General features: G+C 42.2%; 11 protein-coding genes. 3 read left to right on the forward strand and 8 right to left on the reverse strand.

Going from position 1 to position 17821, the window contains the following annotated elements; translation table 11 throughout:
- Positions 1-144: 144 nt before the first annotated feature.
- Both PL8927_RS12815 and ctpB read right to left on the reverse strand, forming a co-directional pair.
- Positions 145-2871, reverse strand: coding sequence for a tetratricopeptide repeat protein (locus PL8927_RS12815; RefSeq protein ID WP_083622027.1), 2727 nt, complete (start codon positions 2869-2871; stop codon positions 145-147).
- 347 nt (positions 2872-3218) lie between these two features.
- Positions 3219-4517 carry a carboxyl-terminal processing protease CtpB gene (ctpB, locus tag PL8927_RS12820; protein WP_083622031.1) on the reverse strand — a complete coding sequence of 433 codons (1299 nt, stop codon included), beginning with the start codon at positions 4515-4517 and terminating at the stop codon, positions 3219-3221.
- Between the two features lie 417 nt (positions 4518-4934).
- Here ctpB and PL8927_RS12825 point away from each other — a divergent pair, with 417 nt between their 5' ends.
- Positions 4935-5810, forward strand: a complete 876-nt coding sequence (locus PL8927_RS12825; RefSeq protein WP_231506000.1) for a hypothetical protein — start codon at positions 4935-4937, stop codon at positions 5808-5810.
- Between the two features lie 228 nt (positions 5811-6038).
- Complete coding sequence (locus PL8927_RS12830) at positions 6039-6515, forward strand: TspO/MBR family protein (protein ID WP_083622034.1); 477 nt, start codon at positions 6039-6041, stop codon at positions 6513-6515.
- Between the two features lie 64 nt (positions 6516-6579).
- On the opposite strand, the gene infB is transcribed toward PL8927_RS12830, so the two are convergent.
- The 5 genes from infB to PL8927_RS12855 all read right to left on the reverse strand — a co-directional run bounded on the left by infB (position 6580) and on the right by PL8927_RS12855 (position 13921).
- Positions 6580-9681 (reverse strand): translation initiation factor IF-2, encoded by a 3102-nt coding sequence (gene infB / locus PL8927_RS12835; RefSeq protein WP_083622037.1) that lies wholly within the window; start codon positions 9679-9681, stop codon positions 6580-6582.
- 354 nt (positions 9682-10035) lie between these two features.
- On the reverse strand, positions 10036-10350 hold the full coding sequence (locus PL8927_RS12840; protein WP_083622039.1) for a YlxR family protein: 315 nt from the start codon (positions 10348-10350) through the stop codon (positions 10036-10038).
- Between the two features lie 65 nt (positions 10351-10415).
- Positions 10416-11642 (reverse strand): transcription termination factor NusA, encoded by a 1227-nt coding sequence (nusA, locus tag PL8927_RS12845; protein WP_083622041.1) that lies wholly within the window; start codon positions 11640-11642, stop codon positions 10416-10418.
- A gap of 139 nt (positions 11643-11781) precedes the next feature.
- Complete coding sequence (gene rimP / locus PL8927_RS12850) at positions 11782-12249, reverse strand: ribosome maturation factor RimP (protein WP_083622043.1); 468 nt, start codon at positions 12247-12249, stop codon at positions 11782-11784.
- A 238-nt stretch (positions 12250-12487) separates the two neighbouring features.
- On the reverse strand, positions 12488-13921 hold the full coding sequence (locus PL8927_RS12855; RefSeq protein ID WP_331281819.1) for a hypothetical protein: 1434 nt from the start codon (positions 13919-13921) through the stop codon (positions 12488-12490).
- A gap of 126 nt (positions 13922-14047) precedes the next feature.
- Here PL8927_RS12855 and PL8927_RS12860 point away from each other — a divergent pair, with 126 nt between their 5' ends.
- Positions 14048-15082, forward strand: coding sequence for a glycosyltransferase family 2 protein (locus tag PL8927_RS12860; RefSeq protein ID WP_083622046.1), 1035 nt, complete (start codon positions 14048-14050; stop codon positions 15080-15082).
- Here the strand turns inward: PL8927_RS12860 and PL8927_RS12865 are convergent.
- Positions 15069-17726: a tetratricopeptide repeat protein gene (locus PL8927_RS12865; protein ID WP_083622048.1), complete on the reverse strand. Its 2658-nt coding sequence runs from the start codon at positions 17724-17726 to the stop codon at positions 15069-15071. The genes PL8927_RS12860 and PL8927_RS12865 overlap by 14 nt on opposite strands.
- Between the last annotated feature and the right edge of the window lie 95 nt (positions 17727-17821).

The raw sequence follows: 17821 nt of genomic DNA on the forward strand, positions 1-17821 counted from the left end.
TTCAGACAATTGATATTTTATCACTAATTGAACCCCGAAGGCACAAAGGCACGAAAATTTACACCCAGTCTGTCCAGATCCTCACTTCTTCGTGTCTTCGTGTCTTCGTGTTTCTAAACCTTCCATCTAATTTAATATTAATAATTAATTCAGCAGTTCTAATAACCGTTTTAAAGAAACGAGATTGATCCAAATATCCTCTGTCAAGGAATTTTGATACATCAACCCCCGCAGAGGATAGCAAGAAAACCCTTCTCCAGTTAAAGAATAATGGTCTAATCCCAAATATTGACTAATCACCCAATAATAATGACGATTATAGTGAGGAGACACCCACTCAATCACTTGGGTTCCCGGTTGACAAAATATAATATTGGTTAAACCGCTTCCATGGGCTCCCATAATCACCTTAGCTTGAGCAAAGAGAGCCACTTGTTGGGAAAAAGATAGAGACTCCAGTTGTACGACCACAAACCCCCAGGGATGTAAGGTTTCAATCACCTCGTCTTCATTTAAAATTCGTCGATAGCGAGCATCCCCCCGACTAATATAAATCCGTTCTGGATAATTTACCCCCTGATTTTGACCCAAATGCAGAAACCAACGGCGTAAAGTATCAATCGCCCAAGGTTGTAACCATCCCATATATCCAGGGTATGAGGGAACAATCAACTGTTGGGCTTGGATATGGGGAAATTGATCACTTTCAAGGATTTTAAACTCCTGAATTCCTAGACGAGTTAGGGTTTCCCGTTGAAAGGACGCTTGTTGACTATTCACTAAAAACCAATCTATTTGATCGAAATCAATCCCACTTTGACGCAATAATTCCAGTCGCGGTAAAACATCTACCATCCAATGAAAATAGACATTTCCCGACAACCCCGACAATACCGCCACCCGTCCCTCAATGTGCTGGAGGGGGGGTAAATATTCTTGTTGAAAGACTTGATGCTTTTGGGGATCATAACTGGGACAACCCGGAAGCGGTGCGGGATATTCCCGCGAAACATCCGCTAATAGTTGGTTATCCGGTGTAATAATCGCGATCGCTTTACAAACCATCCAATAATTCTCTTGCGGAACAATCCAGGCTCGTCCATTAGGAATTACCGCCACAAATAGAGGTATTGAAGGGACGTTATGCTTTGAAATTGAACACTTTTGAATTCCATGTCCTAAATTTTGCCACTGAAAAGATTGAAATACACGTTTAAGACAAGGTTCGCAGTCTAACCCCCCGCATTCACTCGGAACAGGGGTGTCGAGTGTCGGGTGTTGGGTGTCAAGTTCTGAGTTGAGAGAATAATAATGACTATCCTGTAAATTCTGATTTCTCAGCCATGTCAGGGTTGAATCACAAACGCCTTGGGGAATATTACTCGATTCAATCTGTTGAGAATTAGCCCAATCTTTCAGTAACGTTAAAGTTGAGGGGGAGTTAGGAATTAAAGACTTAAACCCCTCCTGCTGCTGCATCTGCAAAACCTTACTGTAGTAGTCCGCCGCCGACTCCCAACATCCCTGTTTTTCCAGAATTCTCCCCAATTGTAAATCGACTTCTAGCAACTGCATCGGGGAAAAACTCGACTCCTGTTTTTTGAGTAATATTCGAGCAATTTGATAAACCGTTAAAGCCGCATTGAATTGTTGATTTTTGAACAAACAATTGCCCAATTTTAGGTAAATATCTACCGACTGGGGGTTAATTTGTGTCGCTTTTTGGTAGTAACCTACCGCTTGGTCATATTTGCCATAAATTGCTAAGGTATTTCCCAGATGCAGATAGGTTTGATAGAGATATTCATAGACTGCTGTGAAACCCTCCCCGCCCCACTGTAGAGCCGTGAGAAAATCAGCACAAGCTATTTTTGCTAGGGATAATTCATCATAACCCGAATGTTTCTGCACTCCCTGACAATACCCTTCCACAAACTTAGGTTCGAGAGCAATAACCTGTTTAAAACAACGTAAAGCTGCATCAATTCGTCCTAAACTCAGCAAGGACGCTCCACAATCGGTGTAAGCCAATAAATAATCCGGGTCTAATTCAATGACTTTTTCAAAACAAGAAACTGCGATCGCGTGTTGGTTTTGTTGTTGACAAAGTTTTCCTAAATTAGTATAAGCAAGAGCAAAATCAGCCTTAAGTTCTAGGGCTTTATGATACGCTTCAATGGCTTTTTGAATTTGACCTTGGGCAGCCAGAACTTTACCAATATTATTATAAATTAAACTATTATTTTCTTGATCATTATTATAGATCAGGGCTTTTTGCCACGCCTCTAACGCTTCTGCATAATCATTTTGATTAAATAATAAACAGCCTAAATTATTATAAGCGTTAGCAAAATCTGGTTTCAGAGCAATAATTCGTTGATATAGCGCTATGGCTCGTTCCGTTTCTCCTAATTGTCCATAAGCCATTGCTAAGGCAAAATAGGCATAAATATGATCGGGGTTTTGTTGTAATGTTTTTTGATAGCATCGAATCGCTTTCGGAACATCCCCACTCCACAAATAAGCTTGACCTAATTGAAAATATAACTCTGTCCAATCTGGGCACAGAGTTAGTGCTTTTTTATAACAGAAGAAGGCTTGATCAAATTCGCCCGTATTGCGATAAACCTGAGCTAAATAGGCATAACCTTCAACAAAATTGGGTTCTAGTTTAATCGCCTTTTGGTAGGCAGAAATCGCCTCTGGAAATAGTCGTTGAACTTCGTAGAGATCCCCTAATATTTTATAAGCTTTCGCACAATAGGGATCGATGGCGAAAATTTGTGAAATTGTCCCATGAGCTTCCCGAACATTTCCCAGATCTAGGTCAGATTCTGCCGACTTAATTAAGGCTTCAAGGCTTGAATTCACAGTTTTTGACTGTTGAGGTGTTGACTGGTACGGGCGGGGGAACCCCCAAGGAGTGTCAACTTAACGCTAAAAGTAAGCTAGAAAACCGAAAGTTCGTTGATTTTTTTAAGCGTCCTAGATCCCCCTAAATCCCCCTTAAAAAGGGGGACTTTGATCCCCCCCTTAAAAAGGGGGACTTTGATCCCCCCCTTAAAAAGGGGGACTTTGATCCCCCCCTTCTTAAGGGGGGTTAGGGGGGATCTGATCTCGGCTGTAATCACGAGTTTTCGGCTTAAGTTGACACGGATGGGGGGAACCCCGCCCCTACGACTGTTGACTGTTGGTTATTAACCGACAACCGACAACCATTACTTAGATTCATTAATCGCTAAGGGTCGATTTCCCGAACCCGCCACAAGAATAGAAATAGCTTTAGCGTAAAAAGGATCTTGGGGTGTCCCGATTAACTTCGGATCAGTGGCCAATTGTTTTTTCTGATCATCAGAGATATCAATTTTAATATCCGGCGTCACTCCTTTATGACTAATATCGGTTCCATTCGGCGTATAGTAATGGGCAATCGTTACGGCCAACCCTGAACCATCGGAGAGGGAAAACACCGACTGAACAAGGGCTTTACCAAAGGTTTGTGTTCCCATAACCACGCCGCGTTGATTATCTTTTAAAGCTCCGGCTAAAATCTCGCTTGCACTGGCAGAATTACCATCAACTAACACGACAACGGGTAATTGAGTCATGGCGGTGCTATTGTTGCGAATTTCCTGGGTTTTGCCATCCCGATCAACGGTACTAACAATTGCTCCGGTATCCATCCACATCCGAGCAATATCAATACTGCTACGCAATAATCCTCCTGGATTTCCGCGCAAATCGAGAACAAAAGCTTGAACCTTTTCTTGGGTTAAGGCTTCAATTGCTTCTTGCATTTGTTCAGCCGCATGGGAATTAAATTCGCGTAGTTGAATATAACCAATTTTGCGATCGCCTTCGCTATTGAGACGATAGGTTACAGTTTCTAATTCAATTCGGGCACGAGTCAGGGTCAACTCAAATTCTTTTTGTCCTTCGCGTCCAATGCGTAAACTTACATCTGTTCCCAGGGTTCCCCGAATTTTATTCGCCGCTTGTTCAACCGTCATCCCAGTGGTGGAAACTCCATCAATAGAAAGCACCACATCCCCAGGTAAAATTCCCGCTTTGATCGCCGGAGAATTCTTAATCGGCTCAACTACCGTAATGGCTTTGGTTTCTTCATCCAGTGTCAGTTGCATCCCCACCCCAGAGAGTTCTCCGGCGGTTTGATTCGTTAACGCCTCATACTGTTTGGGATCCATAAACCGAGTGTAAGGATCTTCCAGCCTTCCTAGGGCTTTTCTGAGGGCGACATAAGCTTCTTCAGGAGAGGTATAGTTTTTACTGAGGAGTTCTTCCCGTTCGGCTTGCCAGTTGACTTTGTTAAAATTTCTATCAACAAATTCTCGATTAACAATCTGCCAAGCTTCATCTAATACAGCTTTCGGGCTATCTTTGAGGGTGGCATTGACGCTGCTACTCCAAGCTGGCATCATCAAGGCGGTAACGGTTGCCAGCGCACCTGTAAACAGGGCTTGACGGAATGGGGAAAAGCGTTTCACTTTCTGATTCATTTAATCTCCCTATATCGCTTGAAACCCTTGACTTGTCGTTTACAGTCAGGGATGAAAGCCTACGTTAAATTTTAAAGTGTTCTGATTCTGATTAGGTGGGTAAAAGCAAAAACGCTGTCACTATGATTTTACCGTTTACCTGTTTCCTGTTTTTGACAAGGATGAGGTTTGGGAAAGACCAACAGTTTCCGATGGGGAATCTGAGCAAAATGTCAAATTCAGGAGATTCAGAACCGTTGTATTCAGAAAACCCCTAACTAATGATTCATTTCAGTGGGGGGATTTTCCTAACGGAATTATTGTTTTGATCAATATTATAGTCTGACTTGGAGTTGAACTAGAGGAGTTACTCCCCTATTTTATAGTTTAACTGGAGTTTTTACAACTGGGCAAAAAATTCATGATATTCTTATAATGATGCCATGTTTTCTTGTCTACACTGTGGTTAATCTTTCAGCTAAGTCTACTTTTTCTAAAGGGTTATCCATCCTCCTACCAATTGCGATCGCCGGAATTGCCTTAATTAGCATTGTGGGAGTACAACTGTATGCTCCGGGTGGGTTAGGGATTTCTACAGTTCAAACGACACAACCCGATCAGATTTCGACCGCCACAGCCCAACAAGCGCAACAACAGGAGGCGACGCGGTTAAAACTCCTAAAAACTTTACCCTCACTTGGTTATGGTAACTTACTGGCGGATTGGGCATTTTTAGGTTTTTTGCAATATTTTGGGGATGATCCGGCTCGTCAGAAAACCGATTATGAACTTTTAAATGATTATTTCGAGGTGATCGTTACCCATGATCCCCTCTGGGTAGAAATGTATAATTTCCTATCGACATCAGTTTCTTTTTACCAAGCTAGACCGGATTTAACGGTTAAATTGATCGAAAAAGGATTGCAATCTCTTTCCCCGGAAAAAAATCCTAAAGCTTGGTTAGTTTGGCGGGTAAAAGGAGTTGATGAATTATTGTTATTAGGAGATACTCAAGCTGCGATTAAATCTCATCGGATGGCAGCAAAATGGGCTGAAAATACACCCGATCAAGATTTTGCGCCCCGGTTACGAGAATTTGCCGAAATTTTAAGTCAAAATCCCGATAATAAATTGATCCGAATTCAATCTTGGCTCATGGTTTATGGGGCTACAGAAGATAAGTTAGTTCGCAAACGTGCGATTCAAGAATTAACAGAGTTAGGAGTTAAAATCAAATATCAGGATAATGGGGAATTACGGTTTACGATTCCTCCTGAACCCCCAAAACCTCAAACTAAAAAGAAATCAAATTAATAATTGATTAGGTGATAGGACTTGAAAGATAGAGGTTTGTGGAACTCCAAAGAATCAAGTTTAAATCGACATCAGCAAATATTTCTGTTTTTTGACAATATAAAAGTTTTGATGCAGTTAGAACGTTATGAAGATGCAATTAGGGCTTAATTTTCATGCTTTTGGGAGATTTGACTAATAACCAACTAATATAAAATAACCTGAATAGGGTTAAAAGAGTCAAAAATTATGATTAGATCTTGGATGGTAATTGGAGGAGTAGCCTTTTTGGTCGCCTTAGCCAATAATGTCCTTTTGACACCTAATGATATCCGATGGTTTAATCGTTTAACTCGTCCGGGTTGGTTAACGTTTGAAAAAGCCATTCCTTTAATTTGGATTATTGTTTTTATTGGCGGTGCGTGGTCGGCAATTTTAGTGTGGGAAGCAGAACCTGGAACGTCCCAGACTTGGGCATTAATGGGATTTTATCTATTATTAGAATTCGTAATTTTGTCCTATACACCTGTGATGTGTAAGGTGAAAAGTTTGCGGGTTGGAACAATTTTAGGAGGGACAGGTTTTATTTTAGGTTTAATGTTGATGGTTAGTGTTTGGCCAATTTCTCAAACCGCAGCGCTCTTACTACTCCCTTTTGTGCTGTGGAGTCCCATTGGCACCTATACCACTTGGGCGATGATCCCCCTCAATCCCGCAGACGCTTAAAAAAGCAACAACCACCTATTATTGCTGGAATAAAAAGTGGTTGTTAAACAATTAGGGATAAAGATTATAGGGTTAAGGTACGACGTTTCGTAGTCATCCGATAAGCTTCAATGATATCGCCCATGTTCCAGTCGTTGAAGTTATCCAAAGCAATACCGCATTCATAGCCAGCATTAACTTCCTTAGCATCTTCTTTCATCCGTTTCAGGGAGTCGAGACCGCCTTCATGAACGATTTCATTCTTGCGTCGGACTCGAACTTTACAGTTACGAATCACTTTACCCGATAGCACATAACAACCTGCTACCGTACTGCGTCCGACGGGGAAGATCGCCCGGACTTCCACTTGACCCAGGGCTTCTTCTACCAGTTCCGGTTCTAGTAAACCTTCCATCGCCGCTTGGACATCATCCAAGAGGTTGTAAATAATGTTGTAATCGCGGATATCCACTCCCGCCCGATCGGCTGCTTGTCGTGCGCCATGAGCCAAGGTGGTATTAAATCCGAGTAAGACGGCATTACTGGCGGCTGCTAAGTCAATATCCGTTTCGGTAATTTCACCCGGCGCGGCTAAGAGCAGTTGCAGTTCGACTTCTTTCTGAGGCAGTTTTTTCAGCGCGCCAACGATCGCTTCGACCGAGCCTTGAACATCTCCTTTGAGGATCAAGTTGAGTTCTTTCAACTCACCCTCTTGGGCGCGAGCCGAGAATTCACTCAGACTGATCCGACCCTTCGTTAAGCGGGTTTCGCGTTTAGCTTCTGCCCGTTGGGTTGCTAGAGCCGAGGCTTCTTTTTCACTTTCAAACACCTCGAATTCATCTCCAGCCGCCGGAACATCCCGCAGCCCTAAGACCTCAACCGCAAAGGAAGGACTGGCATCGTCTACGCGATCGCCTCGGTCATCCACCATTGCCCGCACTTTACCCAGGACTGAACCCGCCACAACGATATCCCCAACGCGCAGGGTTCCGTTTTGGACTAACAGCGTTGCCACAGGGCCACGAGATTTGTCGAGGTGAGCTTCAATAATCGTTCCTTTAGCTGCCCGGTTGGGGTTAGCATAAAGATCCTCAACCTCAGCCACTAACAGAATCATCTCTAACAGAGTATCGAGGTTTTCTCCCCGGATGGCACTGACCGGAACCATAATCGTGTCCCCACCCCATTCTTCGGGAACGAGAGCAAATTCGGTTAACTCTTGTTTCACCCGATCCGGCTGGGCACCTTCTTTATCAATTTTGTTGATGGCAATGATAATCGGGACTCCAGCCGCCTTAGCATGGCTAATGGCTTCAATCGTTTGGGGTTGGACACCATCATCGGCTGCTACAACCAGAATTGCCACGTCAGTAACTCTGGCTCCCCTGGCCCGCATGGCGGTAAAGGCTTCGTGACCCGGAGTATCCAGGAAGACGACTTGCTGGGTTTGACCCTCATGTTCCATATCGACATGATAGGCTCCGATGTGTTGGGTGATGCCCCCGGCTTCTCCTTGTGCCACTTTGGTTTCGCGGATAGCATCGAGGAGAGTGGTTTTCCCATGATCGACGTGACCCATGATGGTCACCACCGGAGGACGCCGTTGCAGATGTCCTAAGTCTTCCTCGTTGAGAATATTGTCGGGCTTGATCGCACCGGATTTGAGTTTTTCGTTTTCAACTTGAACGTTTAGATCTTGACAAATTAACAGAATTGTGTTATAGTCCAGCGTCTCTGTAATATTAACGGCAATTCCTTGAGAGAATAAGCGTTTGATAATTTCTGTTTCTGGCAAGATTAAAGCCATCGCCAGTTCCTGAACCGTCATTGGCCCTGGTACAATCACTTTCTCTGGGCGTTCTGCTTTCGGTTTAGCTTCTGTGCGACGCATATTTGCACCCGAAGAACCTCCACTCCGACCCGGAGTTTGTTTTTTCGGTTTAGCCGTCGTGGCGGCTAGATTATTTTGTCCCGGACTCGATTTGGGTTTGGGTGGACGCGCCAGGGATATAGTCATCATGGCGTTATTGGCGTTCGATAAAGCCAATGCGTTTAACTCATCATCATCGTCTTCATCTAAGGAAGGTTTCGCCCGTCGTTTAGCCTTGACTTTAGCAGCTTTAGCTTTAGCTGTATCGACAACTTCTTCTTCCTCTTCCTCCCATTCTGGCCCTCGTTTCCCAGTGCGAGGAGGGTTAGGTCGAGTTAATGTCGTCACCGCAGCCCGTTTTGGCCGTTTAATTAAATCGTCTGTAGCAATTAAGGGTTCTTCTTCTGCATTTTCTGAAGGTTCTGCATCCTCATCAATCGGTTGAACCGATTTACGCGCAGGAGGCGGTTGCAATTCCGGGCCACGGGGTCTGGGAGCCCCGATCTCTTTACGCGGTGCTTTTCGGGCTTCTGAGTCTTTTTCTTTAGCCTCAGTTGGAGCCAGGGATGGAGCCTGTTGTGTTTTGGGAGTCGGTTTTTCGGGAGTTTCCGTTTTGGGTTTTGATTCAACGGGTTTAGGCGTTGATTTATTCGTCTTCAAAACGGGCTTGTTTTTAATGATCGGTTCAACAACTTCAGAAGTAACAATAGGAACCGTTGATGCGGGTCTGACGGGTGGAGGAGACAGTAGAGCCGGTTCCGACAGATCTAGATCTTCTTCTTCAGGAATGGTGATCTCCTGCGGAGGAGAGTCAATGGCAATCTGCTCAGTTTCGGAACGTTCTTCGGCTGCTGTTTGGGAAGAGTCTGTTCCCGCTTGAGCAAGAGAATTGGGTTTCGATAATACAGGTCGATTTAACGTGGGTTTCACAGGCGCTTTTGGAGAAACAAGTGACTTAGGTGGTGTGGCAACTGATACTGATGCAGAGGAATTCTCCTCGCTGTACACAGGGGAGGAGTCAGAGTTAGGCCGAATTCTCGGCTTCTGGATCTCTAAAATTTCTTGCCTTTTCTTCTCTCCTGGTGTAGCTCCCGACGATTTCCCATTGGGGTGCGATCGCTCGGATTTGGCATCAAGCTGACCTGGGTTCGGGTGACTCGCTACATATTTTTCAATGCGTTCTTTATCCGATTCTGAAATCGTGCTACTGTGGCTTTTAACCGAAATATTCAGCCGTTCGCACACTGCTAAGATGTCCTTGTTATCCAAATTAAGTTCCCGTGATAGTTCGTAAATTCTGACTTTGGCGTTGTTCATCCACTGACCCCTCTTCGTACCAACCCATTGTTTGATGTTTACATAGTTCGATTTACTCTTACAACAGTAACCTCTACATTTTAAATAACGATATCATCTGCTCTTGTTATTTAAGTGTCAAGGATGCAGAGGATTCGTCTGCTGTGACAGTTCTTAATGTTATGTCGATTTTTGTTGAACTTGAACCCCTTAAATCTTTACACTTGTCTTTCTCAAGTTAACAGATTTGAACCTTCGGGTGAAGGAGGATCATTGGACAACTTAGCCAATTTATCCCATTCTGCTACAACTTGGACACCCCATTCTTCTATCTGGGGAGTAGGTTTAGTAACTAAATGTGAACTTGACACCTCCTTACAGGGGTTGTGAACGTGAACAGGTAGTTGATTCAGAAACATCGCCACAGGGCGAGGTCATCTCTGAAGGGTTTGCTAAACGTTGCCATAGGCTTTGATACAGTTCCTCTGGCACCGATGTTCGCAGTGCGTGTCCCAGTCGATTTTTTTTCTGAGCCACCCGTAAACAATCAGGGTTGGGGCAAAGGTAGGCTGAACGACCCATTCCTTGATCTAATTGTACCTGATGCGATGGATAGAGCCGGACAAATCGCCAGAAGGTTTCTTTGCCTGCTAACTGGCGACAAGCAACGCAACGACGTTGGTTTTTCATGGTTGACGGTTGACGGTTGACGGTTGACGGTTAGCCACTGCCTCCGGCGCTCCCCCGGCTCCCCTCTACTCCTCTTCCCCAAATTCGTCAAAGTCCTCATCCCTTGCCGCTAAAGCTTGACGTTCGAGTTCTTCGGCGATTTTTTCATCTTCGGCTGCTGCATCATATTTAGCAGTATCCTTAATATCGATTTTCCATCCTGTTAATCGGGCTGCCAGACGCACATTTTGCCCCTCTTTCCCAATAGCCAAACTCAATTGATCTTCAGGAACCAGAATATGGGCACGACGTTCTTCAGGATTGACTAAACGGACTTCATCGACTCTCGCCGGACTCAAGGCATTGGCAATATAGGTAGCCGGGTCAGGTGACCAACGAATCACATCTATTTTCTCACCCCGCAGTTCATTCACCACGACTTGAATCCGTGAACCCCTGGCTCCAATACAAGCCCCAACCGGATCAACATCTCGATCGAGAGTATCTACTGCTATTTTAGTCCGGGGGCCAACATGACGGGAAGGGGGGTTGGCTTCTCGCGCCACCGCCACAATTCGCACCACTTCATCCTCAATTTCTGGGACTTCATTGGCAAACAAATAAACGACTAACCCGGCATCAGCCCTAGACACTAACAATTGTGGCCCCCGTTGGGAACCTTGACAGACTTTTTTCAGATAGACGCGGAAAGTGGCATTGGCCCGATAATTATCATTCGGCAGTTGTTCCCGTTTGGGAAGTTCCGCTTCCACAGCCATGTGACCAAAGCCACTGGCCACTTCCATAATTACAGATTGTCGTTCAAATCGCAGGACTTTGGCTTGCAGCACTGTTCCTTCGAGTTCTTTAAACTCCTCTTGAATCATTTTGCGCTGCTTATCCCGCAGTTTTTGCGCTAAAACCTGTTTAGTTTGAATTGCAGCCATGCGGCCAAATTCCCCTTGATCCGGGGTGACATCCAGAGTAACGGTATCGCCTAATTGGGCTTCGGGTGCAACTTCTCGCACGTCTTTTAAGGCAATTTGATGATCTTGGTTACTGACTTGTTCAACAATAGTTAAATTTTTGGCTAAAACTCGAAATCCTTCGTCGTCTACATCGAGTTCTACATCAAAATTATCAAAATAATCGTCACTAAATTGAGTCTGGATTTCAATCGTTCGACGATAGCGTTCATATCCTTTTAACAATGCTTCTCGTAACGCTTCTTCTACGGCTTTTTTAGGTAAATTGCGTTCCTGAGAAATACTATTAATCATATCTTGCAAACCGGGCAAACTCACCATTGACATAGGGCTTTTATCCTCCAAATTGGAAATTTTGTGATCACAGGACTAGATTTTTCAACAGAGAAAGGAAGGGCGCAAAATCAAGGGGATAGACCCCCCTGCCTTCAATCACCAACGGTTTTAACTTGAGGTTGTAAAACCTTTATTCCTCCCCACTTTCATCGAATATAACTTGTGTAATTAACTCACGCGGAATTGCCAGTTGTCGCCCTTTTTGGCTTAAGTAAACAGTGGTTTCATCCCGACGCACCAGTTTTCCTCGTTGTTGAGAATGACCTTTGTAGGGTTCTGATGTTTTAACAATGATAGAAAATCCTTTGAATGAAACAAATTCTCGATCGCTGGTTAAAGATTGCGAAATTCCAGGGCTGGAAATCTCCAAAACGTAGGCATCGGGAATAATATTGCTGGTCTCTAATTGTTCTTCCAAAGCTCGGCTCATCCGTTCACAATCTTCTAATCCAGTATCCTGACTGGGGTTGCGGATATCTACACGCAGCACAGGAGGTTTCTGATTGGTGTAAAAGGTTGCCCCCACCACTTCCAGTCCCAATATTTGGGCGATGGGGGTGGCGATGTCGAGAATTTTGGGGATCAGAGGATGAGCCATAGTTGACGTGAATATTAGAGTCTACACAAGTTCTGACGTTACACTGCCATTAAAAAAGTGGGTGAAGCCCACTCAGCGCGTGAAACAGTGTCTTCTCAGAAGCCAAAGACGAACCCAAAGGGTTCGCCTCTTTCTCTAGTTTAGCTTACAGCGAAAGCATTTGCCAGGTGTGTTGTCTGTTATCTGTTGTCTGTTGACTGTTAACTGTTGGCTGTTGGCTATTTACAGTTAACGCAATTTACTCGGTTTCTGTTAATCGTCTTTGTTCGTGTAATTGGGCGAGAACCTGTTCAAAGTTAGATTCATCCACCTGTTGAATATAGTTAATTTTGAATTCTTCTAAAAAGTCAATTAATAAGGTTTGAATTTCGGCTAAACCTTGTTCTTTTTGGAGTTCTTCCCCTAAAACCTTACTAAAGTTTTTAACTAATTGATTGGTTAATTTTGTGCCCACGGGATCAGCCATTGCTGTTTTCACCGTTTCATAGGCATTCTGTGGCCCTTCCGTGGCTAATTTAGACAGTTCTGTAATTATTGTTTCTTGAATTTGTTCAGGAATTTGTTGTAACCCCGGAATATTTTTAAACTGTTGAATAACCGGAGATTGTTGCATCACTTGTTCAATATTATAGCGCAATAATGCTTCAATATCGGGTTCTAGTTTAGGAATAACATGATAAATAATTGTCTGGATTAAATGATTGGCGATCGCCTCCATTTCATTGATATTATTAATATCTAAATATTGTTTATTTTGATTCACAAAAAATCGTTTAACTACATCTCCTTTCCGAATTTCTCGTTGAACTTGTTCCAAGACTTCAATCACCACGGCTTCGGTTAATTCCCTGGCGATTCCAGCCACAAATCCGCGAGTGACCTGAATCCGAATATATTCTAAACTGATAAAATTGACTTGATTTAAACGTAGTGCTACAGGAATTATTCTTAATAATCGCCAAAAGGGTAAAAACAAAAAGACATCATACCACCGCCATAACATCGCATCAAACCAAGTCACTTTAGGATAGCGACGACTAATAAAATAAGTTCGGGCTAAAAATTCTAGGAAGAAAATAATAATAAAAGGTAAATCAATCTTCCAAAAGGTTCGAGTAAATTCCCCATTTTCTCCCAGAGTTCGATAATAATTTGTAGCAATTAAAGGGCGAATATTCTTCTCAAACCATTGAATTTCTCGATCATATCCTTTTGCTTGCAAATAAGAGGGACTCCAAAATATATTAAAAGATTGTTTAGCCGAATTATTTTTATTTTCGATCCGATCCCGCATCCGATTTTTAATCCGTTCTAAAGTTCCGCTTTTTTCAGCAATAGCAAACGGATTTTCATTGATCATTTCCTCACTTTGGCTGCGTAAGTTGGCTAAAATTTCCTCGGTTTCAGCCGAATTTAAGCTCGTTTCAACAACCGTAGTTTTTAACTGTTCAACGGTCTCTAAATATTTTTCAGTCTCTTGATGGGGCTCAATTCCTTTAAAGGGATCATAAATTTGGGTCAGGGTGGGAATATACCGGAAATAATAATCTCGCCAATGAGTATAACTGAGGTTAAATAAAATTAATCCATAGTTAACGGTCACTAAAATAGCCATTAACCGTTCAAACCAAGGGACATTTTGATGTTTTTTAACAAATACAGATTTTTTCACAATTGGATATCAAATGATAAGACAACAATTCAAAACTTAGAGAGGATATGAAAGCAGTTTTAGGTATTATAGAAGATCAGGATATATCCTGACATTTGACAGTTCATCAAGTTCTAGATTTAATATATGTCCAATACTTTAGAAACTCCCCGGATTAGTGTAGTGATTCCAGCATACAACTGCGATCGCTATATTGGGCAAGCCGTCGAAAGTATTCTTAATCAAACTTATTCTGCTGATGAAATTATTGTCGTAGATGATGGTTCCCAAGACAACACCCGCCAGGTATTACAACCCTATTCTGACTCTATTCGCTATGTTTATCAACCGAACCAAGGAGTTTCTGTGGCGCGAAATCAGGGGTTAAGTTTAGCGCGGGGAGAGTTTATTGTCTTCCTCGATGCGGACGATATTTTTCTTCCTGATAAATTAGAAACCCAGCTCGCCATTTTTGAAAAACAACCGCAACTCGGACTGGTTCAAAGTGGATGGCGTCGTGTTAACAAACAGGGAGAAACCTTGACAGAAGCGACACCTTGGGATTATGTTCCTGAGTTGAATTTAGAAATGTGGTTGCGTTGGAAACCGTTGGGAACAATGGGAACCTTAATGTTTCGTCGAGAATGGTTATTAGAAGTAGAAGGGTTTGAACCGGGGTTAGCTCATGGGGAGGATGTGGATTTAATTTTAAGACTAGCATTATTAGGATGTGAATCGGCTTGGTTACGTCAATCAACAGTTTGTTATCGTCAACATGACCGGAATACAATGCGGGATGGAATTTCTCAAGCGAAATCGATTAATTATGTTTTGGATAAGTTTTTTAATCTTCCCAATATTCCCTTAGAAATTCAGTTAATTGAAAATTGGGTACGTTACAGTACCTTAGTTTGGAGTTCTTGGTATTTGTATTATACAGGTTTTCCTGTTGAAATGGGAGAATATCTGCAAAAAGCTTGGAAATATACCCCGTTTTTAGCCGTGGAAACTCTAATCAATTGGACAGAAAGTTTTGTGCATTATTCTAATAGTTTAGGACAGTCTTTAGAGGTGAATCAGCTTTGCAATTTACCCGAATGGCAAAATTTAACGGTTTGGGTTTTAGAACAAACTTTAAAACAGCGTTCTCAATCTTTAGAAGGAGGATTTAAGTTGCTGTAATTCCTGCTAATTCCAGTAAGCTGATTAAATCATCGATATTAATTCGCATATTCAAGAATCCCAAATGGGTCAGATTCTGTTCGGTTTTATCCGCTAAAAGTTCCCCAATTAAATAGTAATGTTCTAAATTACAAACATTACTAATAATTCGATAACAAGGCGGCACATAGGTAGGAGTAAATAATTCAATGATTTTGGTTCCGGGTTGACAGAAAACAATATTGGATAATCCAGCACCATGCGGCGCTAAAACCACCGACGCACTCGCCATTAATAGCGCTTGCTCCGAGAGCGTTAACGATTCTAAAACAACGCTTTCAAAGTTAAACAATTCCAACCGTTGCATCAATTCATCTTGGTTAACAACACTGCGAGAACCTGCATTTTCTCGACTAATATAAATTCGACGGTTCGCCTTTACAGTCTTAGCTTGTTCAGGAAGAAACTGCTGTTTCAAGAACTTACAAATCCATTCCGGTGTTACTGTATTATTTTGAAATAAGTTAGGAGCAGGAACAATCAGCTTTTTAGCTTGAATATAAGGTTTGTCAATACTTTGAATAATCTTATGTTCAGGAATTCCTAAAAGTTCTAAAGTTTGTTTTTGGTAAGGGAAGCGGTAACTGTTAAACACAAAATAGTCAATACTCTCTAACTCGATCCCACTTTTTTGAATTAAATGAATTCCCGGTAAAACATCATACATCCAATGGTAAAATGATTCTCCCCAGCGAACCGACAAAAAGGCAACTGTTCCATTAATATGATGAATTGGAGGTAATTTATGAGAGGATAAAACTACTTCAGCGCATCCGGTTGAAATATCAGTCAGTAATTCATTTTGCGCGGTGATCACCGCACTGGTCGCGGAATCTCCCCAGACTTTCCCATTGTTTAATGTCACCACAAACGCATTTCGAGTTTCTGCTTGACCAAAGATAAATCCGGGATGAAATTGAGCAATAGTTCGGGAAGGGTTCAAAGGGATTTGACTACCTGGATAAACTGAAGTATAGCTGACATTAGAACTAAAGTCTGAGGTAATTAATTGATCGGGATTAACAAAACAATATTGTTCTAAAAGTGATAAAGGTAAATCTTTATAACTAAAACAGTTTATAGCCTCTTCATTTTTTCCTTGCTGTTGTAGAATTTTAGCAATATTTTCATAAACTGGAATGAAATCAGGTTTCATTTGTAAAGCGTCCATGAAGTAGGACATGGCGAGATCTAAGTCTTGTTTTTTTAACCACGATTCTCCTAATCCCGCGTAATATTCAGCAACTTTAGGATTAATATTGATAGCAGTTTGATAGGAGGCGATCGCCTCATCAAGTTGACCTTGAGAACTATACAAATTCGCTAAATTGTAATGTAAAATATCAGCTTTGGGAGCAACTTTTAGACGTTCTTTATACACTGAAATCGCGGTTTCAATTTCCTCCTGTTCAATTAAGATTTCTGCTAATTGCTCTAACAACCAGAGATTATTCGGATTGAGTTCAACCGCTTTACAATAAGCATTAATTGCCGGATTCCATTGTTGTTGAGCGATTAAAGCTTTTCCAAGTTGGGGATATAACCAATCGATGTTAGGTTCAAGTTCAATAGCTTGCTGATAGGAGGCTATTGCTTCCTCAAACTGTTGCATTTCAAATAAAGCATTTCCCAGGATAAAATACAGCCAAAAGCCATCAGGATTAATTTCAATGGCTTGACGATACCAATTAAGGGCTTCTTCTGGTTTACCTGTTTTTGAACAAATTTCTCCCTGTTTATAATAGGAGCCAAAAAATTTAGGATTTAGAGCAATTCCTTGGTAATAAGCGACGGTGGCTTCTTCCCATCTTTCTTGTTCAAATAACGCATTTCCCAGTTGGTGATATGTCCAAGAAAAATCCGGGCTGAGTTCAATCGCTTTTTGATAATTTGCGATCGCTTCTTCCCATTTTTGTTGCTGAACGAACGCATCTCCCAAACTTTGATAACATAAGTTACTATTCCCATCCAGACTTAGGGATTGCTGATAGGCTGCGATCGCTTCTTCCCATCGTTGTTTCCGACTTAATGCTTCTCCGAAATTAAAATAGGCGTGCGACCAATTCGGATAAATTTCTACGCCCTTACTATACAGTTCCAGAGCTTGATCTAATTTGCCTTTTTCAATTAACGTTTTCCCAAAATTCATATAATCTTGAGCCGAAACGCATTCAGGTTCTAAAATTAAGGCTTGATACCAAGCATTATTCGCTTCTTCCGGTTGATTGAGATTAATCCAAACAGTATATAAACTCTGATAAATTCTAGCTTGATTGGGTTTAAAATGCAGAGCAGTTTGATAGGCTTGTAGTGCATCCCGCCATTGCTGTTGTTGGAAATACACCGTCCCTAAATTAGTATGAACTTCTACCCAATCGGGTTTCATGTCGAGGGCTTTGGTATACCAAAATTTAGCTTCATCCAGTTTCCCTTGTAATTGTTTCGCCAACCCCATCGTGCTATAAGCCGGAATAAAGCGAGGTTGCAGTTTTAGGGCTTGTGTACACACTTCAACCGCCTCATCAAGCTGCTGTTGGGCGATATAGCGATGTGCCTCGGCGTGCAAATCAAGAACCGTTTTCTCTGGAGTGTCAGACAATGGCATGAGCAACCGTAAAAATAGACTATCAACATAGACGTTGTATTGATAAAGATAGTTTATCAGGCTTAAAGTTTCCGGTGTGGGGTAGCCAGAGGTTC

This window comes from Planktothrix serta PCC 8927 (assembly GCF_900010725.2).
Lineage (GTDB): Bacteria > Cyanobacteriota > Cyanobacteriia > Cyanobacteriales > Microcoleaceae > Planktothrix > Planktothrix serta.